The 21,909-nt window shown below is 49.8% G+C and carries 23 protein-coding genes; 9 read left to right on the top strand and 14 right to left on the bottom strand.

Annotation, left to right across the window (positions count from 1 at the left end; translation table 11 throughout):
• Positions 1-6: 6 nt before the first annotated feature.
• Entirely contained in the window at positions 7-3,063 is a 3,057-nt protein-coding gene (locus tag B0D95_RS20645) for a hypothetical protein (protein WP_210403701.1), read from the top strand.
• 106 nt (positions 3,064-3,169) lie between these two features.
• Here B0D95_RS20645 and B0D95_RS09440 read toward each other — a convergent pair whose 3' ends face one another.
• On the bottom strand, positions 3,170-4,222 hold the full coding sequence (locus B0D95_RS09440; RefSeq protein ID WP_078043671.1) for a LacI family DNA-binding transcriptional regulator: 1,053 nt from the start codon (positions 4,220-4,222) through the stop codon (positions 3,170-3,172).
• Positions 4,223-4,463: 241 nt separating this feature from the next.
• Here B0D95_RS09440 and B0D95_RS09435 point away from each other — a divergent pair, with 241 nt between their 5' ends.
• Positions 4,464-5,300, top strand: a complete 837-nt coding sequence (locus tag B0D95_RS09435; protein WP_078043670.1) for an SMP-30/gluconolactonase/LRE family protein — start codon at positions 4,464-4,466, stop codon at positions 5,298-5,300.
• Between the two features lie 77 nt (positions 5,301-5,377).
• On the opposite strand, the gene B0D95_RS09430 is transcribed toward B0D95_RS09435, so the two are convergent.
• Positions 5,378-5,692 (bottom strand): DUF1244 domain-containing protein, encoded by a 315-nt coding sequence (locus tag B0D95_RS09430; RefSeq protein WP_078043669.1) that lies wholly within the window; start codon positions 5,690-5,692, stop codon positions 5,378-5,380.
• A 240-nt stretch (positions 5,693-5,932) separates the two neighbouring features.
• Here B0D95_RS09430 and motA point away from each other — a divergent pair, with 240 nt between their 5' ends.
• Together motA and motB are read left to right on the top strand one after the other, a co-directional pair.
• Positions 5,933-6,790, top strand: coding sequence for a flagellar motor stator protein MotA (motA, locus tag B0D95_RS09425; RefSeq protein ID WP_078043668.1), 858 nt, complete (start codon positions 5,933-5,935; stop codon positions 6,788-6,790).
• 12 nt (positions 6,791-6,802) lie between these two features.
• Positions 6,803-7,798 (top strand): flagellar motor protein MotB, encoded by a 996-nt coding sequence (gene motB / locus B0D95_RS09420; protein WP_078043667.1) that lies wholly within the window; start codon positions 6,803-6,805, stop codon positions 7,796-7,798.
• A gap of 73 nt (positions 7,799-7,871) precedes the next feature.
• Here motB and yjgA read toward each other — a convergent pair whose 3' ends face one another.
• The 11 genes from yjgA to B0D95_RS09365 all read right to left on the bottom strand — a co-directional run bounded on the left by yjgA (position 7,872) and on the right by B0D95_RS09365 (position 15,853).
• The gene (gene yjgA / locus B0D95_RS09415; protein WP_078043666.1) at positions 7,872-8,390 is read right to left on the bottom strand and encodes a ribosome biogenesis factor YjgA; all 519 of its coding nucleotides are present in this window, start codon (positions 8,388-8,390) and stop codon (positions 7,872-7,874) included.
• Between the two features lie 149 nt (positions 8,391-8,539).
• A complete protein-coding gene (locus B0D95_RS09410; protein ID WP_078043665.1) occupies positions 8,540-8,812 on the bottom strand; it encodes an HPr family phosphocarrier protein in 273 nt (90 codons plus the stop codon).
• Positions 8,813-8,815: 3 nt separating this feature from the next.
• Positions 8,816-9,685 (bottom strand): RNase adapter RapZ, encoded by an 870-nt coding sequence (gene rapZ, locus B0D95_RS09405; protein WP_078043664.1) that lies wholly within the window; start codon positions 9,683-9,685, stop codon positions 8,816-8,818.
• Between the two features lie 12 nt (positions 9,686-9,697).
• Entirely contained in the window at positions 9,698-10,147 is a 450-nt protein-coding gene (gene ptsN, locus B0D95_RS09400) for a PTS IIA-like nitrogen regulatory protein PtsN (protein ID WP_078045690.1), read from the bottom strand.
• A 71-nt stretch (positions 10,148-10,218) separates the two neighbouring features.
• A complete protein-coding gene (gene hpf / locus B0D95_RS09395; RefSeq protein ID WP_078043663.1) occupies positions 10,219-10,509 on the bottom strand; it encodes a ribosome hibernation-promoting factor, HPF/YfiA family in 291 nt (96 codons plus the stop codon).
• A gap of 100 nt (positions 10,510-10,609) precedes the next feature.
• Positions 10,610-12,262 (bottom strand): RNA polymerase factor sigma-54, encoded by a 1,653-nt coding sequence (locus B0D95_RS09390; protein ID WP_078043662.1) that lies wholly within the window; start codon positions 12,260-12,262, stop codon positions 10,610-10,612.
• Positions 12,263-12,415: 153 nt separating this feature from the next.
• Positions 12,416-13,141 carry an LPS export ABC transporter ATP-binding protein gene (lptB, locus tag B0D95_RS09385; RefSeq protein WP_078043661.1) on the bottom strand — a complete coding sequence of 242 codons (726 nt, stop codon included), beginning with the start codon at positions 13,139-13,141 and terminating at the stop codon, positions 12,416-12,418.
• A gap of 5 nt (positions 13,142-13,146) precedes the next feature.
• On the bottom strand, positions 13,147-13,707 hold the full coding sequence (gene lptA / locus B0D95_RS09380) for a lipopolysaccharide transport periplasmic protein LptA (RefSeq protein WP_078043660.1): 561 nt from the start codon (positions 13,705-13,707) through the stop codon (positions 13,147-13,149).
• Entirely contained in the window at positions 13,694-14,305 is a 612-nt protein-coding gene (gene lptC, locus B0D95_RS09375; RefSeq protein WP_078043659.1) for an LPS export ABC transporter periplasmic protein LptC, read from the bottom strand. Before lptC ends, lptA begins: the two co-directional genes overlap by 14 nt.
• 4 nt (positions 14,306-14,309) lie before the next feature.
• Positions 14,310-14,849, bottom strand: a complete 540-nt coding sequence (locus tag B0D95_RS09370; protein WP_078045689.1) for an HAD family hydrolase — start codon at positions 14,847-14,849, stop codon at positions 14,310-14,312.
• Positions 14,850-14,881: 32 nt separating this feature from the next.
• Positions 14,882-15,853, bottom strand: coding sequence for a KpsF/GutQ family sugar-phosphate isomerase (locus B0D95_RS09365; protein WP_078043658.1), 972 nt, complete (start codon positions 15,851-15,853; stop codon positions 14,882-14,884).
• Positions 15,854-16,173: 320 nt separating this feature from the next.
• Between B0D95_RS09365 and B0D95_RS09360 the strand changes: the two genes are divergently transcribed.
• From B0D95_RS09360 to hisD, 5 genes are all read left to right on the top strand, one after another.
• On the top strand, positions 16,174-16,797 hold the full coding sequence (locus B0D95_RS09360) for a phospholipid-binding protein MlaC (protein ID WP_244904506.1): 624 nt from the start codon (positions 16,174-16,176) through the stop codon (positions 16,795-16,797).
• A gap of 222 nt (positions 16,798-17,019) precedes the next feature.
• A complete protein-coding gene (locus tag B0D95_RS09355; protein ID WP_078043656.1) occupies positions 17,020-17,265 on the top strand; it encodes a BolA family protein in 246 nt (81 codons plus the stop codon).
• Between the two features lie 108 nt (positions 17,266-17,373).
• Positions 17,374-18,639, top strand: a complete 1,266-nt coding sequence (gene murA / locus B0D95_RS09350) for a UDP-N-acetylglucosamine 1-carboxyvinyltransferase (RefSeq protein WP_078043655.1) — start codon at positions 17,374-17,376, stop codon at positions 18,637-18,639.
• Positions 18,640-18,652: 13 nt separating this feature from the next.
• On the top strand, positions 18,653-19,288 hold the full coding sequence (gene hisG, locus B0D95_RS09345) for an ATP phosphoribosyltransferase (protein WP_078043654.1): 636 nt from the start codon (positions 18,653-18,655) through the stop codon (positions 19,286-19,288).
• Between the two features lie 102 nt (positions 19,289-19,390).
• Complete coding sequence (hisD, locus tag B0D95_RS09340; protein ID WP_078043653.1) at positions 19,391-20,698, top strand: histidinol dehydrogenase; 1,308 nt, start codon at positions 19,391-19,393, stop codon at positions 20,696-20,698.
• 78 nt (positions 20,699-20,776) lie between these two features.
• On the opposite strand, the gene B0D95_RS09335 is transcribed toward hisD, so the two are convergent.
• On the bottom strand, positions 20,777-21,901 hold the full coding sequence (locus B0D95_RS09335; protein ID WP_078043652.1) for a trypsin-like peptidase domain-containing protein: 1,125 nt from the start codon (positions 21,899-21,901) through the stop codon (positions 20,777-20,779).
• Positions 21,902-21,909 lie beyond the last annotated feature (8 nt).

Below are 21,909 nucleotides of genomic sequence, written 5' to 3'. Positions count from 1 at the left end.
ATTGACATGTGGATAAGTTCTCTATTTCAAATCAGTATGCGTAAGTTTTTTATTCTAGGTCTCGTCAGTACATTGGCTGCTTGTGGTGGCGGAGGTGGCGGTAAAAAACCTGACCCGGTTCCCCCTAGTTCCAGCCCGGTAAGCAATTCAAGTAGTAGTTTGCTGAGTAGCTTCCTAAATAGTTCCAGCGTTAGTTCGCCCGGCAATTCCGCAATCGGCAGTTCGCTGAGCAGTTTCCAAGGCGCTTCCAGTATGGGTTCGCTGGGCAATTCCTCTAGCAGCTCGACAAGTAGCGCTGTAGTTGCTCCTGTCGACACTACGCCAGATTCGTTTAGCTTCCCCGCCGTCACCGGAGCTGCATTGAATGCGAACATCACTTCGGCAACTATCACTATTTCAGGCATCAATACAGCTGCGCCCATTAGCATTGCCAATGGTGAATATTCCATAGATGGTGGTGTTTTTACGAGCGCTGCCGGAATAGTAACCAATGGTCAAACCGTAGTAGTTAGCCTCACCACAGCAACTACATTAGGTGCGACGACTCAAGCAACCTTGATCGTTGGTGGAGTGACGCAGACTTTCAGTGTTACTACCGAGTTGCCCGATATTATCCCCAATGCGTTTAGTTTTACCGCTGTTACCGGCGCGGCCCTGAACGCCACTATCAGTTCAACAGCAGTGACTATTTCCGGTATTAATACGGCAGCACCTATCAGCATCACGGGTGGTGAGTACTCCATTGCTGGCGGTACCGCAACCAGTGCCACCGGAACCGTCACTAATGGCCAAACGGTAGTGGTTAGTCTCACCACATCTGTAACTCCGAGCACTACGACACAAGCTACCTTGACCGTTGGTGGAGTAGCGCAGACTTTTAGTGTTACTACCGAATTGCCCGATACCACTCCCGATTCGTTTAGCTTCCCCTCCGTCACTGGTGCCCCGCTGAATCAAGCCGTTATTTCTGCGGTGGTCACCATTTTAGGCATCAATACCGCTGTGCCCATTAGTGTTGAGAATGGTGAATATTCTATTGACGGCGGCGCTTTTACGAGTGCGGATGGTACGGTAAGTAATGGTCAAACTGTCGCAGTTAAATTAACGAGTGCAGCGACTATTGAAACTGAGATGCAGGCTGATATTACGATCGGTGGTATTACCCGCCCATTCTTAGTAACCACAACTGCTATTCAGCTAACCCCACTCAATATGACGGGGGTGGTGACAACTTTTGCAGGAACACCACCGGGTGCTGATGGCATAGGTGCTGCGGCTAAGTTTAGATTCCCAACTGGTTCTGTAAGCGATGGTACTTACCTATATGTTGCTGATGCTGACAATCATAAAATTCGCAAAATCGAGATAGCGACGGGGTTAGTCACTACTCTTGCTGGCAGTGGTTTACGTGGTGACGCTGATGGCACAGGCATTGCGGCGGGTTTCGATGAGCCGAAAGGTATTACTATCAATGGCAATTACCTATATGTCACAGATTATGGCAGTTATAAAATCCGCAAAATCGAGATAGCGACAGGTATAGCCACTACGCTCGCTGCGGGTGTGTTTTTCTTTCCCACAGGCATAGCCACTGATGGTATTTATCTTTATGTTGCCGATTCTTACCGTCATACAATTCGCAAAATCGATATGGCGACGAATATCGTCACAACGCTCGCTGGCAGTGGAGGTTGGGGTAAAGCTGTCGATGGCATAGGCACTCGCGCAGGCTTCTGGACTCCGAACGACATCGTCATTGATGGTACTCACCTTTATGTTGCAGATACCAATAATGATAAAATTCGCAAAATTGATTTAGTGACTCGTGCCGTCACTACAGTTGCAGGTATTAACAAACCAAGAGGTATTACTACCGATGGTTCCCACCTTTATGTTACCGGACCTTCCAATCACAAAATCAGCAAAATCGATATGGCTACGGGTACGGTTACTACGCTGGCTGGTAGTGGTTCAAGCGGCAGTATTGATGGTACAGGCGCAGCAGCTAGCTTCTCTCGGCCGGCTGGCATCACCATCGATGGTGCTCATCTTTATGTTGCAGATAGTTCGAATCATGAAATTCGTAAAATCGAAATAGCAACAGGCGTTGTTACCACTCTAGCCGGCCGTCAACTGGATAGCTCTGATGGTACAGGTGCAGCTGCGAATTTCCATGAACCGTCCGGCATTGCTACCGATGGCACTTACTTTTATATTGCTGACAAAGGTAGTCATAAAATCCGCAAAGCCGAGATAGCGACAGGTGTAGTCGCTACGCTTGCTGGAAGTGGTTCACAAGGTGGTGAAGATGGCACAGGTGTGGTGGCGAGTTTTTACAATCCGTCCGGCATTGCCACCGATGGAACTTACTTGTTTGTTGCTGATAAGGGTAATCATAAAATCCGCAAAATTGAAATAGCGACCGGCGTGGTGACTACGTTGGCGGGTGGTTCACGAGGCAGTGCCGATGGCACAGGCGCAGCGGCGAGTTTCTACGAGCCGAGCGGCATCACCACCGATGGTACTCACCTTTATGTTGCAGATAAATACAATCGTAAAATCCGCAAGATCGTAATAGCGACCGGCGTGGTCACTACACTGGCGGGGAGTGGTGCAAACGGCAGTGTTGATGGCACAGGCTCTGCGGCGAGCTTCTATTCTCCTCAAGGTATCACCACCGACGGTACTCACCTTTATGTTACCGATACTAATAATTATAAAATCCGCAAAGTCGAAATAGCGACGGGTGTGGTCACTACGCTGGCGGGTAGTGGTTCATTCGGCAGTGTTGATGGCACAGGCGCAGCGGCGAGTTTCGCCAACCCTCAAGGTATCACCACCGATGGTACTCACCTTTATGTTGCTGATACAGGCAGTAATACAATCCGCAAAATCGAAATCGCCACGGGCGTGGTGACTAGCTTGGCGGGGCGTGGGTCAATAGGCAGTGCCGACGGCGTAGGCACAGCAGCGCAGTTCAATAATCCAACTGGCATCACCACAGACGGTTTTTCATTGTTTGTGACAGATACCGAAAACAACACCATCCGCAAAATTGAGTAAACGAATGTGTAATGAGTAATTGTATTTACTCATTTGCCACTCACTAAAAAGCCCGCACAATTTAATTGTGCGGGCTTTTTTTGTTGGGCGATTTTTTATTGTTTGCTTAACGCTTTGACGGCGCTGGGCAGGTTGAGTCGCGCACAATTAATTGTGGGTAAAAACCTTCGCTTTCTACATCGCGATGCGCGCGAATAGTATCAATTAACAATCCGGTGGCGCGCTCAGCAATCGTAGTATTCGGTTGTTGCGCTGTTGTCAGGTTGGGCCATGCTTGACGAGAGAAGGGGCTGTCTTCAAAGCCGACAATAGACAGTTGTTGTGGAACTTCCACCCCTTGAATACGTGCGGCAAATAAAGTGCCCGCCGCGATTTCGTCGTTACACGCAAATACGGCTGTCGGTTTTAAATTGGATGCCAGTAATTGGCGTGTGCGTTTTACTCCGGATTCGAAGGAGTATTCGCCTGGAATAATCAACTTTTTGTCGAGTGGAATTTTGTTTGCTTTGAGTGCTGCTTTATAGCCTTCCAAACGTTCAATGCTGGATTTGTGTGCCTCTTCACCGCCTAAAAAGGCGATGGACTTGTGCCCTAAGTCGATTAAATACTGGGTAATTTTGTGCGCGGCAGTGCGGTCATCGATAAAAATACAGGGGCCTTTTTTATCCGGTGGTTGTGAGCCGGAGAGAATACGCACAAACGGAATTTTACGTTTACTGAGCGCTGATAGTACCTCAGGCATTTCTGACATGGGTGGCGTGAGCACCAGGCCGCCTACCTGACTGCGATCTACCATGTTCAATACTTCGTCAATAATGTCTTCCGCTTTAGAATCGCAAGGGTGAATAACCAGTTCATAACCCTGGCGGCGACATTCACCCAATATGCCTTTTTGCATATCGATCACATAGTTGCTGTTGGGGTTGTCGTAAATGAAGCCGATGGATGACGCCGCACCGCGCAGTAAGCGTGCCGATAAGTTTGGTTGATAGTTCAACGCTTTGACGGCCTGCATGACTTTTTCCTGCAGCTCTTGCCCCACAGTACCTTCTTTATTAATCACTCGCGATACGGTTTTGAAAGAGACACCCGCCAGTTTGGCAACGTCTTTAATCGTGGCTTTGGATTTAGGTGCGTGTTTATCGACACTGGTTTTCATAAGCGGTAGAGGTTCAGTTAGTCAGCAAAGCGCTAGGGTAGAGCTTAGGCCCGCCAAGCGCAATCATTTCACTCACACCACTTCACCCTCACTTGACGCGCAAGGATATGTAAAACATTTTGCGATCTTCGAATCTGCGGGGCACCATGGGGTAGTAGGGGAGGGTGGATGTCCGGACGGCCCGGATTGAATCTCCATATGCTCCCCTATGTGTTACCCATAATCATAATGAGGTTTATCCATGAAAAAGCTATTTATGCTCTTCTCATTGCCGTTGTGCCTACTACTGGGTGTTCCGGCACAGGCTGCGAAACAATTGGAACCACTGTGGCAAACTGCTGATTTACCTACGCCTGAGTCGGTACTCTATGTGGCGGATAAAAAATCTCCATATCTGTTTGTATCCCTGATTGATGGGCAAGGTGATGTTGTTGATAGCAAAGGCGGTATTGCCAAATTAACTACCGAAGGGGAAGTAATCGATAAGGAGTGGATCACTGGGCTCAATGCTCCCAAAGGCATGGCGCTTTATAAAAACCACCTCTATGTGGCAGATATTACCGAGCTGGTTATTATCGATATTGAGGAAGAAAAGGTAATCGAAAAAATTCCGGTTGCCGATTCCGTATTTTTGAATGATGTCACCGTGAACTCATCGGGTATTGTGTATGTGTCGGATACCCGCACCAATAAAGTTCACCGCTATCAAAACGGCAAAGTAGAGCTATATCTGGATAATGTGACCAGTGCCAATGGCTTGAAAGCATTAGGTTCCAATTTAGTGGTAGGTGCCGGTCAAGAGCTACTGCTGGTGGATGCCAAGAAAAATCGTCTGGTAATCGCCAAGGGATTTGAGTCTGGTATTGATGGTATTGAGATGATTGAGCGCGGCGAATTTATTGTCAGCTGTTGGGTGGGATTGGTTTATTACGTTCACGGCGATGGTCGTCTGGAGCTTTTGATCGACTCGCGCGAAGAGAAGATCAATACCGCGGATATTGGTTACGATCCAACGAATAAACACTTGTTTGTACCTAATTTCTTTAAAGATACAGTGACTGCTTATCAATTAAAGTAGGGGCATCCTCTATTCGGATGTTGTCTATTCAGGCCAGCCCATAACAGGGCTGGTCTATTCGGGTTATACAAATCAGATTATTCAGTGCTGCTGGTTTTTTGCGCAAACTGCGACAGTTGTGCTGCACTGGCTTCACCCTGGAACTGGTTTTTCCAGTCGCTGTAGGGCATGCCGTAAATTCTCTCCCGCGCATCCTCATAGTCCAGCGTAATATCGCGCTCGGCGCCGGCAGCGACATACCATTTGCTTAAACAATTGCGACAAAAGCCTGCCAGATTCATCAGGTCGATATTTTGTACATCTTTACGGCTATCCAAGTGTGCGACAAGGCGGCGAAACGCCGCTGCTTCCAGTTGTTCTTGAGTGGCAATAGGTAGGTCTTGAATTTTCATAGTAAATGACTCCGTAGGCTAGGCATGGCCGCTATTCTACGATTAATTCCGGCATTTCACCCTGATCGTTCAAATAGTATTGGGTTTTGTAGCGATTAAATTTTTTTCCCGTCTTGATCCTCAATTCAAGCTGCCTATACTCAAACGGTACTGTTAAGCTTGTCGTTGTAATGATTTGGTTATGTTAATAGTTTCTTATCGCCTGGTAGCAAGCCGGCCTTTTGCAATGGGAGTTTTTGCGTGAATATCATTCTGGGCATTATTGTCGTACTCGGCTGTGTTATCGGCGGGTTTGCAATACATGGCGGTAACCCCTTGGCACTCATGTCACCGATTGAGGTGATGATTATTTGTGGGGCATCGTTTGGGGCGATGATCATTGGTAACCCGCTATCCGTCACCATCGGGGTTATCAAGTCAGGCGGGTCGTTAATGACGCCCTCCAAGTTCAACAAGGTGTTTTATCTGGAACTGCTGACACTGCTTTATGACATCCTCAATAAAACCCGTCGCGAAGGCCTGATGGCGATTGAGGGCGATATCGAAGAGCCGGATTCCAGCCCCATTTTTGCCAACTATCCCTCTATCCTCAAAGATCACCATATCGTTGAATTTATTTGTGATTATTTGCGCATCATGGTCGCGGGTAATATGGCGCCGCACGAGTTGGAGTCACTCATGGAGCAGGAACTTGATGGTCATCATCAAGAGGCGTCGGTGGTTCCCGGTGCTATCCAGAATGCTGCAGACGGCTTGCCCGGCTTTGGTATTGTGGCGGCGGTTCTCGGGGTTATTATCACCATGGGTAAAATTGGTGGGCCGCCTGCAGAAATTGGTGCAGCGGTAGCGGCTGCACTGGTGGGAACGCTGCTGGGTATTTTGTTTGCCTATGGCTTTATCGCCCCCTTTTCCAGCTATTTGCAAGGCAAAGTGCGCGATGAAAGTCGTGCCTATGAATGCGTTAAGGCAGTATTGGTAGCCTCCATGAACGGTGTGCCACCGCAAGTCGCGGTCGAGTTTGGCCGCAAGGTTCTTTTCCATAGTGTGCGTCCCAGCTTTAAAGAGCTGGAAGAGCAATATCGCGCTAACAAGAAGTAAGGTCGAGCGTTTATGGAAAAGAACTCAGCACAGCAACCCATTATTATCAAAAAGAAAAAGGGCCATGGCCATGGTCATCATGGCGGCTCCTGGAAGGTTGCATTGGCCGACTTTATGACGGCGATGATGGCATTCTTTTTGTTGATGTGGCTGCTGGGAAGCACTTCGCCAGAAGAGAAAAAGGCTATTTCCGGTTATTTCAAAGACCCGGGTAGCCCCTATGTTGTGGGCGAGGGTGGTGCAGATCTCGGTTTGATTAGCCAGGAGCGCCCCATTCAGCGTTCAGACGCTGATGACAGTGAGGACTCCACTGCTAGCAATAAGGAAGATGCAGGCTATCAACAAGAGATGAGTGAGGACCAACTCAAGAAAGAGATGGAGCGCATCGAAAATCAGCAGTTGGAAGAATTGAAGAAACAGTTGGAAACAGAAATTAATGCCCTCGATTCTGTGTTCCAGCAAATCAAGGATCAAATTCTTATTGATTTCACTGCACTGGGTCTGCGTATCCAGATTGTGGATAAGGATCAGCGCCCGATGTTTGATGTGGGTAGTGCAAACCTTAAGTCCTACTCAGTGGATGTGTTGCATGCGCTGGCACCCATCCTGAATAAGGTGCAGAACAAAATCAGTATTACCGGGCATACAGACTCAACCCCCTATGGGGCCGGGGCGACCTATACCAACTGGGAGCTTTCTGCGGATCGTGCCAACGCTGCGCGGCGTGCTTTATTGGAGGGTACATACCCTGAGGCCAAGGTGGCAACTGTGCAGGGCATGGGTTCGGCAGCGCCCTTCTTGGTTGATCGCCCCAATGAACCGATTAATCGCCGCATTGCGATTATTGTGCTCAAAAAAGCAGTAGCAGATGCCTTGGGAAGTGGAGTTGGTATCGACAGTAGTAAGCTGATCAATAGCAGTGATACCTTCACTCAGCCACCTGCGGGTCCCAAGATTTTGTCCCCGGCGGAAGTGAATGATGCCATTGATGCGGCAAATGCGCCCTAGTGAGATTGTCTGTCGCCCACAATGAAAAAGCCCGGATCATGTCCGGGCTTTTTCATTGTGCATAGAGATATGCTTAATCTTGCGTGGCGAGCTGATCGCGAATAAAACCAAAGAGTTTGCGCGCATTGGCGGGCGGCTTGTTTTCTTCGCGCTCTTTTTGGGCCGCGCGAATCAGTTGGCGCAAATGCTGTACATCAATACCCGGACAGGAGGTCACCAGGGTTTGGAATATCTGCTTATCACCTTCAATTAACAGGTCGCGGTAGCGCTCAATCTGGTGTTGACGATGCACGTATTGATCGCTGCGGTTTTGCATTTTCTCTACTGCCGCTTTGATCTCCTCATGATTGCCTTCGCGCATCAAGCGGCCAATATATTGAACCTGACGGCGGCGAGCTTCTTTCGGTGGTAGTTTGCGGGCGATGTAGATCGCATCGAGCATTTCTTCGCTCAGTGGGATGCTGGCGAGCTGCTTTTCATTCATATCGATGAGACTCTCACCCAGTGCCTGCAGGGCGTGCATATCGCGTTTTACTTGCGATTTGCTGAGGATGTAGTCATCGGGATTGATGTCGTCGTAGTTGTAAACCATAGGAATATCTGTTTTTGCTCAAGGAGTCGCCATCAGTTTTACGTATCCAGGGAGCGTATTACCGACAGAAAGGGAAATAGGGTAAAAGGTCGCGCAGCTTAGTGCACAACGGCGGTAGCTACAACCGCTTTGGCTTAACAATAGAGTATTTATTCGCCTTCATCAAAGCGATCGGCAATCAGTGTCTTGATGGCATTCATCGCGGCATCGGCATCAGCACCTTCAGTGCTGACTTCCAAACGGCTGCCACAACTGGCGGCAAGCAGCATTAATGACATGACACTTTTGGCATCAGCCCAAAGGCCTTCACCGACACGAGCCTGAACGCTGGCCTGAAATTGGTTAGCCAGGGTGGCAAACTTGGCGGCGGCGCGCGCGTGAAGCCCACGCTTGTTAATGATGTCGAGCGTTTCGATTGGCATGGTTTAGTGTTTTTTGTGTTTGTTGATATCGCGATGGCGCACCTGCACATCGCTAAAACTCTGATTGAAATGACGCTGCAGGCGTTCTGCCAGATACACCGAGCGGTGTTGCCCGCCCGTACAGCCTATAGCAATCGTAATATAGCTGCGGTTGTTCGCTTGATAGCGCGGCAACCAACGCGTCAGATAATGTTCAATGTCATCATACATTTCCTTGACTGTAACTTGCTCTTCCAGAAACTCAATCACTTCCTGATCTTGACCCGTCTGCGGGCGCAGATTGGGCTTCCAGTGAGGATTGGGCAGGCAGCGTGCATCAAATACCAGGTCGGCATTCACGGGCACACCGTGTTTAAAGCCAAAGGATTCAAACAGGATTGCCATGGTGGATTCACTACGGCCTACCACCCGCTCTTTCACCAGATCGCGCAATTCATGCAAATTCAGATGACTGGTATCAATCACCTGATCGGCACAGTCGCGAATAGGCTCCAGCAGATGCTGTTCAGCGGAGATGGATTCTTCAAGGCTAGTATGCTTATCCGATAGTGGGTGCTTGCGGCGCGTTTCGCTAAAGCGCTGGATCAGTACAGCGGGTTGTGAATCCAGAAACAAGGTCTGAAAGGGGAGGTGAGCCTCTTTCAGCGTGCTGATCATCTGCGGAAATATGCTCAGGTCTTGCCAGGCATTGCGCACATCAATGCCGATTGCAAAACGCTGCTGATCATTCTTGTGAATTTGTATTTGTGCCACCAGTGCAGGCAGTAGGCTGACTGGCAGGTTATCAATACAGTTAAACCCCACATCCTCAAGGACGTGAAGCGCTGTACTTTTTCCTGAACCCGAGAGCCCACTCACAATCACCAGATGCATGTTATTAACCTGTCAGGGGGTTATCGCTGCTTGATAAAGCGCTGCATCGCTATCGGCATTGCGCAAGCGCTGGCGATAGTCGGCATTGTTGAGTGCACCCGCCAACGCGGCAAGTGTTTGCAGGTGTTCGTCATGCGCGTCTTCGGGAACCAGCATGGCAAACAGAATATCAACGGGTTGTGAATCTATGGCGTCAAAGTCTATCGGGTCTACCAAGGTGATCAGTGCGCCTATAGTGCCGCTGCAGTTCTCTACCCGGCAATGGGGAATGGCAATACCGTGGCCAATACCGGTTGAGCCAAGGCGCTCGCGGCCAATCAGGCGGCGAAACAAGTCGTCCGCATCAATACCGGGGACATCCTGTGCAATGGCGTTTGCCAATAGTTCCAGGGCGCGTTTTTTACTGCCGCCTTCGATACCACACAGCGTGCGGCCAGGGCTGATAAGAGTTTGAATTTGCATGGCTAGGGTGATTACCAGGAATCTCACAATGTTGAATGCAGCGGGCCACTGGGGCCGCTGCATAGCGTGGGTTAACGATGGCTGCGCATCTTCTCTTTGTGTTTAATCAGTTGGCGATCCAATTTATCGGCCAGAGAATCAATCGCAGCATACAAGTCCTCATGGGTAGCATCGGCAAATAAATCTTTACCGCTGACATGAATAGTGGCTTCTGCTTTTTGAATTAATTTATCGACAGAGAGGATGACATGCGTACTGGTAATGCGATCGTGGTGGTGGCTTAAGCGCTCGATTTTGCTACTGACATAGTCTCTTAGCGAATCGGTAACTTCCAGATGATGACCACTGATATTTATTTGCATAGATACTTCCTCTCGATAGAAACAAAATGGTTGTGGTTACCACAACCCAACAGCTCATCCATGATTTTTCTTCCGAATTTCGTATTTATAGGGCTAGGAATTAAATTGTTTTACGCTCGTTGGAGGGCGGAATATTCAGCGATTCGCGATATTTCGCAATGGTCCGACGAGCTACTTGTATTCCCTGCTCGGCGAGCAGGTCGGTAATCTTGCTGTCACTCAACGGTTTTTTGGGGTTCTCGGCGCTCACCAATTTTTTGATGATGGCGCGAATTGCCGTTGAGGAACATTCGCCACCACTGTCAGTACTCACGTGGCTGGAGAAAAAATACTTCAGCTCGAAGATTCCCTGTGGGGTATGCATGTATTTCTGGGTAGTCACGCGCGAGATAGTGGATTCGTGCATCTCTACAATTTCTGCAATATCGTGCAGCACCAGTGGTTTCATCGCCTCGGGGCCGTAATCAAGAAAGCCACGTTGTTTTTCCACAATACAGCTTGCTACTTTGAGTAGGGTTTCATTGCGGCTCTGCAAACTTTTCAGGAACCAGCGGGCTTCTTGCAGGTTATCTTTGAGAAACGTGTTATCGCTACTTGAATCGGCACGCTTCACCATGGAAGCGTAGTTGGAATTGATCCGCAGGCGTGGTGCTATCTCCGGGTTCAGTTCAACAATCCAGCGGCCATCGCGTTTTTCTACAAATACATCCGGTACTACATATTCGGTATCACCACTGGCGATAATATCGCCCGGGCGCGGGTTCAGGCTTTGAATAAGAGCGATTGCCTGACTTAATTCCGCCTCTTTCAATTTGGTACGCCGCATTAATTGACGGTAGTCGCGGCTTCCCAGCAAGGGCAAATACTGTTTGGCGATCAGCTTTGCTGAATCCAAAAAAGGTGTTTTCGGGTCGAATTGCTGCAGTTGCACCAATAAACATTCCGAGAGATTCTGGCTGCAAACGCCACAGGGATCAAACTGCTGTAAGCGGTGTTGAACGGCCTCAACTTCATCCAGCTCCAGCTCTTCAAAATCACCGCGCATGCCTTCAAATATTTCTTCAAGGGTGATGGAAAGCATGCCGCTGGGCTCAACTGCGTCGATGATCGCCATAGCCAGAACCCGGTCGCGATCAGACATGGGTGTCAGGTTGAGTTGCCACATCAGGTGATCGTAGAGTGAATCGGTTACTGCGCGACGGCTTTCAAAGTCACTGTCTTCGTTGTCGTAATTGCTGGAATTTCCGGTGGATGAGGTTTGGTAAACATCGTCCCAACTGGTGTCTACAGGCAGGTCGCTGGGGATTGAATCGCTCCAGTCGCCGCTGTCGGCACTAAAACTCTCACCTTCACCATAGACATCGTTATCGCCAAAGGATTCCCCATCAGTAAAGCCTTCGCTGTCACCAAAGCTTTCGGTTTCGCTATAGCCGGGCTCGTTGAAGTTGTCGCTGGTCGCTGAGGAGAAGTTATCGCTTGCGCTAAAGTCCGCGCTATTGTCGGTGCCGGATTCAGCGGCAATTTCCTGTTGGCGGGTGTAGTCAATCTTGTCTTGTTCGCTGCCTTCGTAATCGGTGCTGCTGGCTGATGAGTCAAAGCTCTCTTCAACTTCAAGCATCGGGTTGGATTCGAGGGCTTCCTGAATCTCCTGTTGTAGATCCAGTGTGGACAGTTGCAGAAGGCGAATTGCCTGTTGCAATTGGGGGGTCATTGTCAGCTGTTGGCCGAGTTTAAGCTGGAGAGATTGTTTCATTGTTGTAGCAACAAACCCTTATAACGCGGGATGGAAAACATCTGTTAGGTGGAGTTTAGTCAGGGTTTGCGCCGCAAGCAACATCTGTAAGCAAGCTTTATGCCTAGAGTATAAAGAAACTTAAATGTCAAGCTGTTTGTTGGTGGGATTTCATCACAGCCGGAAGTGTTCGCCCAGGTAAACCTCGCGGACTTTGCTATTGCTGAGGACAGTATCAGCATCGCCCTCCGCAATAATATGACCTTCGCTGACTATGTAGGCGGTTTCGCAGATATCCAGGGTTTCACGCACATTGTGATCCGTAATCAATACGCCGATGCCGCGGTCTTTGAGGTGTCGGACAATCTCTTTGATGTCATTTACGGAAATGGGGTCTACCCCGGCGAAGGGTTCATCAAGCAGGATGAACTTGGGGTCAGTTGCCAGCGCGCGCGCAATTTCTACGCGACGGCGTTCACCGCCAGAGAGGGCCATGCCCAAGCTATCGCGAATGTGGGTGATATGAAACTCATTGAGTAGTGCCTCCAGTTTTTCAAGGCGTGTTTCGCGGCTCAGGTCTTTGCGGGTCTCGAGGATCGCCATAATGTTATCGGCGACGGTGAGTTTGCGAAAAATAGAAGCTTCCTGCGGCAAATAACCAATTCCGGCGCGGGCGCGGCCATGGATGGGGAGTTGGGTAATATCGCGATCATCAATCAGTACGCTGCCATTGTCCGCTGGTACCAGACCGGCAATCATATAAAAGCAGGTGGTTTTTCCGGCGCCGTTAGGGCCCAGTAAGCCAACAATGTGACCGCTTTCTACGGTGATTGATACATCGATAACGACTTTGCGTTTTTTGTAGCTTTTGGCGAGGTGGCGTGCGTGCAAACTAGGCATAGGAATCAGTTATCGGTGGCAGTGGATGAGGAAGCTTGTGGCTCTGCTGGTCTGGCAGTTTTTGGGGGGATAACAATTTCAATTCGCTGCCCTTCACCTTTAATGCTGCCGCCTTCTGCCTTCATGACTTCTTTCACTAAATCGTAATCTATGTGGGGGCCGCTCATGACGGCGCCATTTTGCTCAACGGATGCATCCTCTATTAATAGCAGGTGTTCATTGTTGGGGGTGTAGGTAATTTGCTTGGCTGCCGCCGTTACAATCCCCTGTTCAGCATCGGGTTGCTGCTTGAATTTTGCCGGGCTACCTGTGGCGATCATTTTTTCCACACCACCTTCGGCATTGGTGTGAATAATAATGGAGTCGGCATTAATGATGAGTGAGCCTTGGCGAATCTCAACAGAGCCGGTGTAGGTGGCCACACCATTTTTCTGGTCGACGGTCAGGTTATCAGCAGAGCCCCGAATGGTTTCATGTTTGTCGGTGGGCAATGCCCACGCTGTGCTGGCACATAACAGGCTGATAAGTAGGGGAAATATGTTGAGCGGAATTTTAGCGTGGTTCATAAGCAGCCTTAACCTGTGACTTTAACGTCAGCCAACTTTTTGCCAGATCGGCTTCCATTCCTATTGCATCCATCTGGCCTTTTGCGCTGCGCATGTTAACAGCTTTGTCGGTTTGCGCGAATTGTGTATTGGTGTGCAAGTTAAGTTCGGTAGTGGTGATGCGAACCAAACCATTGCTGTGGGTTTGTTGCTGAATCAATACATCGTCGAGCAAACGAATCAAGTGGCCATTGGATTCGCTGCGCCCGGTATTGGCAGTAACCTGCCAGGGAGCACCGCCATCGACATCAAGGAATAGCATCACGGGTTGTTCTATGTGGGTATAGTCTTCCGCCGATGGTGCATCCAATTGCAGTTGAAAGTGGGTAACTTGCGGTGTAGTGAGTTGGTAGCGCAACTGACCACCCAAATTATATTCGCGGGTTTCTACCGACTTCATATAGTACTGGGGAAAGCCGCGTGGATCGTAGGTGGCAGGTTGCGGATCGTCCTTTTGGCGGAGCGAAAAGGCAAAGAAGCACACTAGCAGGACGAAAGCGATTAGCCAGGGGCCTGGAATGTGTTGATGTAGGTATTGGGCGCGCTGCAAAAGAGTCATGGTGTCAGTGGCTGTTTCCAATGAGGTAGGTGTTCAGGGCAGCATCAAATGTATTTTGTGCTTGCATAATCAAGTCGCAAGCAGCACGCACGGCGCCTTCGCCACCACGCTCGGCACTTTGCCAGTGCGCGCGTTGGGCGACACTGGTATGGGCATTGGCTACCGTGAATGCCAATCCAACCCGTGTCATGACGGTGAGGTCTGGCCAGTCATCACCCATAAAGGCAATTTCATGCAGCGCATAGCTGTGCTGTTGCAGTATTTCTTGCAGTGCATCCCACTTGTCTTCGCGGCCCTGCACCAGAATTTCGATACCCAAATCCTTGGCGCGTCTGGCAACCAGGTTGCTGGTTCTGCCGGTAATAATGCCGACTTTCACTCCAGTCTTTTGGAGTGCTTTGATGCCTTGTCCATCCAGTGTGCTGAAGGATTTAAACTCTTCGCCGCTATTGCTGAAATAGAGGCGACCATCGGTCAGTACACCATCCACATCCAATAAAAAAAGTTTGATTTGCGCCGCGCGCTCGCGTAATTCGGGATTCATGCTTTGTTCCAGGTCAGCTTGCAGTGACGGCATTAAATAATGCCGGCGCGCAACAAGTCATTGATTTTTACGACACCAACGAGCTGTTTTTGTTCGTTGCTGATCAGTAGTACGTTAATTTTTGCCTCTTCCATGACTGCCAGTGCCTCGGCTGCCAGGGTGTTTTCGCGCAGCATGCGGGGGTTGGTATTCATTAGCTCGCCTGTTTTGGCGCTGCGCACATCTACACCGCGATCAATACTGCGACGTAAGTCGCCATCGGTAAAGATACCGAGCAGTTCACCGCTGTTATTCATGACTGTTGTCATGCCAAAGCCTTTCTCTGACATCACCATCAATGCTTCAAGCAATGGCGTGTCGGGTGATACTTGAGGGATGTCGCTGCCAGAGTGCATGACATCCGTGAGGCGCAGTAATAATTTGCGCCCGAGTGCGCCGCCCGGGTGTGAAAAAGCAAAATCCTCAGCCGTAAAGCCACGTGCTTCCAGCAAGGCAATAGCAAGCGCATCGCCCATTACCAAGGTGGCGGTAGTGCTGGAGGTGGGGGCCAAGTCGAGCGGGCAGGCTTCGTGTACAACGCTGATATCCAAGTTAACCTCAGCAACTTCGCCCAGCGTCGATTGGGCATTGGCACTCATGCTGATGATCTTTACCCCGGCGCGTTTTAACAGCGGCAGCAGGGTAACAACCTCATTGGAGCTGCCCGAATAAGAGATGGCGAGCACAACATCCTGCCGGGTAATCATTCCCAAATCACCATGGCTCGCTTCGCCTGGGTGAACAAAGAACGCAGGAGTGCCAGTGCTGGCGAGTGTTGCTGCGATTTTTTTGCCAATGTGACCGGACTTGCCCATGCCCGTCACTATTACTCTGCCATTGCAGGCCATGATCAGTTCGCAGGCCTTGGTGAAGCTGCCATTAATGCGTTCGCTCAATGCGCTAACGGCTTCCGCTTCAAGGCGAATAGTCCGTAGGGCAGAGCTAACATAATCGAATGCAGACATAGGGCGGTTCCTGAAGTGCGGGAAGGCATTATAGCGGTGATGCCCTCCAAGGTGAGGCTTAAGGTGCTGTTTTTTCCATGCTATTGCTTATCCCCTGTAATGGCAAAATGGTATAGTGCGCGCCATGAACTTGCTTGCCGGGCCTTCAGGTTCAATTAATTTCCCCTTTGGTTTAATCAGCCATCACATCCAAAATACCCTTAAAAACGAAAAGAATGGCACCATCAGGAATAAATGCTGTCCGAGTGTCGGTGCGCTGAATCCAGGCCTGAGGTCATTTTGACTGAATGAATACAACTCACTTAATGGAAGGTTTTACAATGAAATATCTGTTCACCAACGTTTCTGGTGCTGTTTTGGGCTTATTTTTATTGTTTGGCTTGCAGTCAGCACAGGCTGCCGATGCAACCCAGGCACCACAAGTGATCGTTGAATCGGTTGCGCAAGAACTGTTTGGCTTGGTCAAAGCGAAAAATACCGCTAAAACAGCCGATGATGTTTACTTCAAACAAGTCGAGAAGGTGCTGGATGAAGTAGTGAATTTCCCCTTTATCGCAGCATCGGTTATGGGTAAAGCGACTTACGGCAAGGCAACTGCCGCACAGCGCGAGCAATTTTTGAAGGTCTTTAAAGATGGCATGGTGAAATCACTCGGCAAAGGTATTCTGGGCTATGCCGATAGCAAAGTTACTCTGGCAGGCGTTACTGCCGATCCTAAAAACCCGAAGCGCGTAGTGGTGAAGCAAGAGCTGACAGCCGATGGCGCCAACCACAAGCTGGATTACACCATGGTGCAGGGGAAAACGGGCGAGTGGAAGCTGATCAACGTTATTCTTAATGGTGTAAATTTGGGGCAATCCTTCAGCGGTCAATTCAAGGCTGGCCTGAAAAAGCACAATGGCGATCTGGATCAGGTGATCGCTAACTGGCTGGTTGATGCCTGATTCATAGTCTGATCACCGATTGTGGTACCGCAAAACCCCTGGCCAATGGCTGGGGGTTTTGCGTTTTGGATCATGGTTTTTTAAGTGCGATATGGGCGACATTCCGGTAAACTCCGCGCCTTATTTACTTATCGCTACATTCAGTCCAGCCAACAGTGCCGTGATGCTAGAGCATGCCCCGGTGCTGATTGGGTGCGACCTTAGCCTCTGCCGGGAAATACTATGCAAGCCGAACAAATCAAAGCCCTGATTGAAAGCCAAATTCCAGACTGCGATGTCAAGTCCGTAGAAGTGCAGGGCGACCATATTGGTCTGGTGATCGTTAGTCCTGCGTTTGCGGGTCTTACTCCAGTGAAAAAGCAGCAATTGGTGCTTGCAACCCTGAGTGCGCAATTTGCGGATCGCAGTATCCATGCGGTGGATTACATCAAATCGTTTACGCCTGAGCAGTGGCAGGCGCAGCAGTAAGTCTTACGACAGGGCCGTCCTTCATTTTGCGGTGATCTTCAGTCGTCATCACGGTTGACGCCGCGTATTCGCCTTGGTGCGCACATTTCTTTTATTCTCAGGTTGGTAATGGACAAGTTTTTGATTTCGGGCGGCGGGCCGCTCTCTGGTGAAATTCGTATTTCCGGTTCTAAAAATGCCGGTTTGCCTCTGTTGGCGGCCTCTATATTGGCAGATGGTGAAGTGCGGCTGACCAATGTCCCGCATCTAAAAGACATGACCACAATGGTGCAGTTGCTGCTGACCTTGGGGTTGACCATCAAGATCGAAGGCGATCACGTAGTGATTGTCGATCCCAATACGATTAGCTCCTACACCGCCTCTTATGAGTTGGTGAAAACCATGCGCGCCTCCATTCTGGTGCTGGGGCCTTTGCTGGCTCGCTACGGTGAAGCCAATGTTTCTTTCCCTGGCGGTTGTGCGATTGGTTCGCGTCCGGTGGATATTCACCTCCGCGGCCTGGAAGCCATGGGGGCAACTATTGAAATTGATGGTGGTTATATCCGCGCCCGCTCCAATGGTCGCCTGAAAGGTTGTCACTTCCTGATGGATATGGTCACCGTTGGCGGTACGGAAAACCTGCTGATGGCTGCGGTATTGGCCGATGGCAAAACCGTACTGGAAAACGCTGCGCGCGAGCCCGAGATCGTGGATCTGGCAAATATGCTGGTCTCCATGGGGGCAAAAATTGAAGGTATAGGCACCTCGACCCTGACGATTTATGGCGTTGATAAATTGCATGGCTGTGAATACGCCGTGATGCCGGATCGTATTGAAACCGGCACTTATCTGGTTGCCGCCGCTGCCACACGCGGCAGCATCAAGCTGACCAATACTCGCGCCGATATTCTTGAGGCGGTGATATTAAAATTGCAGGAAGCAGGCGCCGATATTGCTGTGGGCGAGGACTGGATCACGCTGGATATGCACGGTAAGCGCCCCAAGGCTGTCAGTTTGAAAACGGCACCTTACCCCGCATTCCCTACCGACATGCAATCACAATTTATGGCGATGAATGCCGTCGCCGATGGTGTAAGCCATATTACCGAGACAATTTTTGAAAACCGCCTGGTGCAAGTGGCCGAATTAAACCGTATGGGGGCGCACATCGAATTAGAGCACAACACCGCCATTGTGACCGGTGTTGAGCGTTTGAAGGCGGCACCCGTTATGGCATCAGACCTGCGTGCATCCGCCAGTTTGGTGATTGCCGGGTTGGTCGCTGACGGTGAAACCCTGATTGACCGTATCTACCATATTGACCGTGGATACGAAGCCATCGAACAAAAATTCCAAAGCATCGGTGCAAGTGTGCGCCGCGTAAAAGGGTCGTAAGAAGGTGGATGCTATGAGCCAAACCCTGACAATTGCGCTCACCAAAGGGCGCATTCTGGAAGAGACATTACCGCTGCTGGCAGCAGCGGGCATTGAGCCGCTGGAGGACATGGAGAAGAGCCGCAAGCTGGTATTCGATACCACGCAGGCCCATGTTCGTCTGCTGTTGTTGCGCGGCGCTGATGTACCCACCTATGTGCAATTTGGTGCGGCGGACATGGGTATTTCCGGCAAAGATACATTGATGGAAAACGGCGCTGAGGGATTGTATGAGCCGCTCGATTTAAATATTGCGCGCTGTAAATTAATGACGGCTGGCGTAAAAGGTGAATCACTGCCTGCGGGGCGCATTCGTGTGGCGACCAAGTATGTGAATATTGCCAAGCAATATTATGCCTCCCAAGGGCGTCAGACCGATATTATCAAGCTGTACGGTGCTATGGAGCTGGCGCCGATTATGAATTTGGCCGATGAAATTGTGGATATTGTCGATACAGGTAACACGCTGCGCGCCAATGGTTTGGAGCCGCGCGATTTTATTGCGGATATCAGCTCGCGTTTGATTGTGAATAAAGCCTCAATGAAAATGAAGCACGTACAAATCCAAACTATCATCGACCATATCGCCAAGGCCGTAGCGGTCAATTAATTTTCTATACCGTCTATTGCAAATGTCAATGTGTATTTGCAATGGATAGGCTGCATGATCAACTTATTATTTTTCTAGTTCACCGTTTTTAAAGAGAATTCCATGTCTGACTCTATCATCACCCGTTTGGATGCCAGCCAAAGCGATTTTAATCTGCGCCTTGATCAGTTGCTTGCGTGGGAATCGGTAAGCGATACCCGAGTTGCCTCGGTGGTTGATGATATTTTGCATCAAGTAAAAACGCGCGGTGATGCCGCCGTAGTGGAGTTCACCAATAAGTTTGATCGCCGTACTGCGCAAAGTATTAACGACTTTGTAGTCACGCCTGCGCAATTGCAGTATGCCTTGACGCAAATCAGTGCCGAGCAGCGCGCGGCATTGGAAGTGGCTGCCGAGCGAATCCGCAATTATCACCAGCACCAGTTGCAAAGCTCGTGGCGCTACACCGAAGCGGATGGCACTGTGCTTGGGCAACAAATTTCTGCCATGGAGCGCGTTGGTTTGTATGTACCCGGCGGTAAGGCATCTTACCCTTCATCGGTATTAATGAATGCAATTCCGGCGAAGGTGGCGGGTGTTGATGAGTTGACCATGGTGGTGCCTGCGCCCGATGGTGAGATTAGCCCCATGGTGTTGGCGGCGGCGGCAATTGCCGGTGTGGATCGTGTGATTACCATTGGTGGTGCCCAGGCAGTTGCTGCACTGGCGTACGGTACTGAAACCATTGCAAAAGTCGATAAAATTGTCGGTCCTGGCAATATTTATGTGGCCACCGCCAAGCGTGCGGTGTTTGGTCAGGTAGCGATTGATATGATCGCTGGCCCCTCGGAAATTTTAGTGGTGTGTGATGGTTTGACGGATCCGGATTGGATTGCAATGGATTTGTTTAGCCAAGCCGAACACGATGAACAGGCTCAATCGATTTTGTTGTGCCCTGATGCGCATTATTTGGATAAGGTTGAAGAATCTATTCGGCGATTGTTGCCATCGCTGGCACGCGAAAGCATTGCGAGCGTATCGCTAAAAAATCGCGGCGCGTTAATTAAAGTTGCCGATATGGAGCAGGCAATTGTTGTGAGCAATCGCATTGCACCTGAGCATTTGGAGTTGTCTGTTGCAGATCCTGAAGCATTGCTGCCAAAGGTTCGCCATGCGGGTGCCATTTTTATGGGGCGCTTTACTCCAGAGGCGTTGGGCGATTATTGCGCTGGTCCCAATCACGTGTTGCCTACTTCCGGCACTGCGCGCTTTTCATCGCCACTCGGTGTGTATGATTTTCAAAAGCGCAGCTCGATTATTATGTGCTCTGCTGCCGGTGCGTCGGTCTTATCCAAAACTGCATCAGTGTTGGCGCGTAGTGAATATCTGGAGGCGCATGCGCGCTCGGCGGAATATCGTATTATCGATTAACAAAACGTCTGCAGTATTAAAAATGGGCGCCAGTGTGCGCCCATTTTTTATTTGATTGATTATGCAAAATGTTGCAAATCAGGTTTTGGTGGGAGGGAAGCCTGCAATCGCTTTTAATTCTCTCGACTCGCCATTGCGCACGACTCTGAAGGTAATTTCTGCATTCGGTTGGATATTGCGAATGGAGTTGAACAGTGAGGGGGCGTCAATTAGCGCGACGCCATCAATATGAGTGATGATATCGCCTTTTTGAAAGCCGGCATTTTCAGCGGGGCTTTTGCTTTCTATCTCGGTTACTACCAAACCATTAATGCCCAGTTCTTTGATTTGTTCATGGGTAAGTGAATTAATGGCCAAGCCCAGCCAGCCGCGACGCACCTCGCCATACTCGACAATCTGGCGCAGCGAATTCATGGCTTTTTCTGCGGGTACTGCAAAGCTGATTCCAACCGATGCGCCGGTTTCATCAAGCATGGCGGTATTGATGCCTATCAAATTACCGTGAGCGTCAATTAATGCGCCGCCTGAGTTTCCCGGGTTAATGGCAGCATCTGTCTGGATAAAATTTTCTGCACTGTTAATGCCTAAATTCCAGCGACCTGTTGCGCTGACAATTCCCTGACTCACACTTTGGCCCACCCCGAATGGGTTGCCAATAGCGAGCACCACATCGCCTACACGTATATTGTTGGAGTCGCCAATAGTGATGGGGCTCAGGTTTTCGGTGTTGATTTTTAATACCGCTAAATCATTTTCCGGATCTGTACCAATTAATTCGGCGGAGGCGCCGCGGCCATCGTAGAGCAACACCAAAATCTTGTCGGCACCATTTACTACGTGCTTGTTAGTGAGTATGTGCCCCTGCGCATCGACAATAACACCTGAGCCCAAGGTGTTTTGCATGCGCTGTTGCTGTGGTGTATTGGACTTGTCGTAAAGTTGGCGATAGAGCGGATTGTTGTAGAGGTTCTGATAGCGCTGCACAACGCGCTTTTCGGTATACACATTTACCACGGCGGGCGCCGCGCGGCTGACGGCATCTGCATAGGAAACTACGCCGACGGGATATTTGGGTTCTTGGGGTTGTGGGACTGGTGCGTTGTTACCGCGTAGCTGCGGAAATAACAAAAGAGCAAGTAACGCAATGATAACGCCTGCGGTAATCGGCCAGCCTATAAACTGCAGCAAGCGTTGTAAGGACATTAAAAGCA

Source organism: Cellvibrio sp. PSBB023 (assembly GCF_002007605.1).
Lineage (GTDB): Bacteria > Pseudomonadota > Gammaproteobacteria > Pseudomonadales > Cellvibrionaceae > Cellvibrio.
Note: the sequence above shows the minus strand (reverse complement) of the source record. Positions and strands in the feature narration are given on the sequence as shown.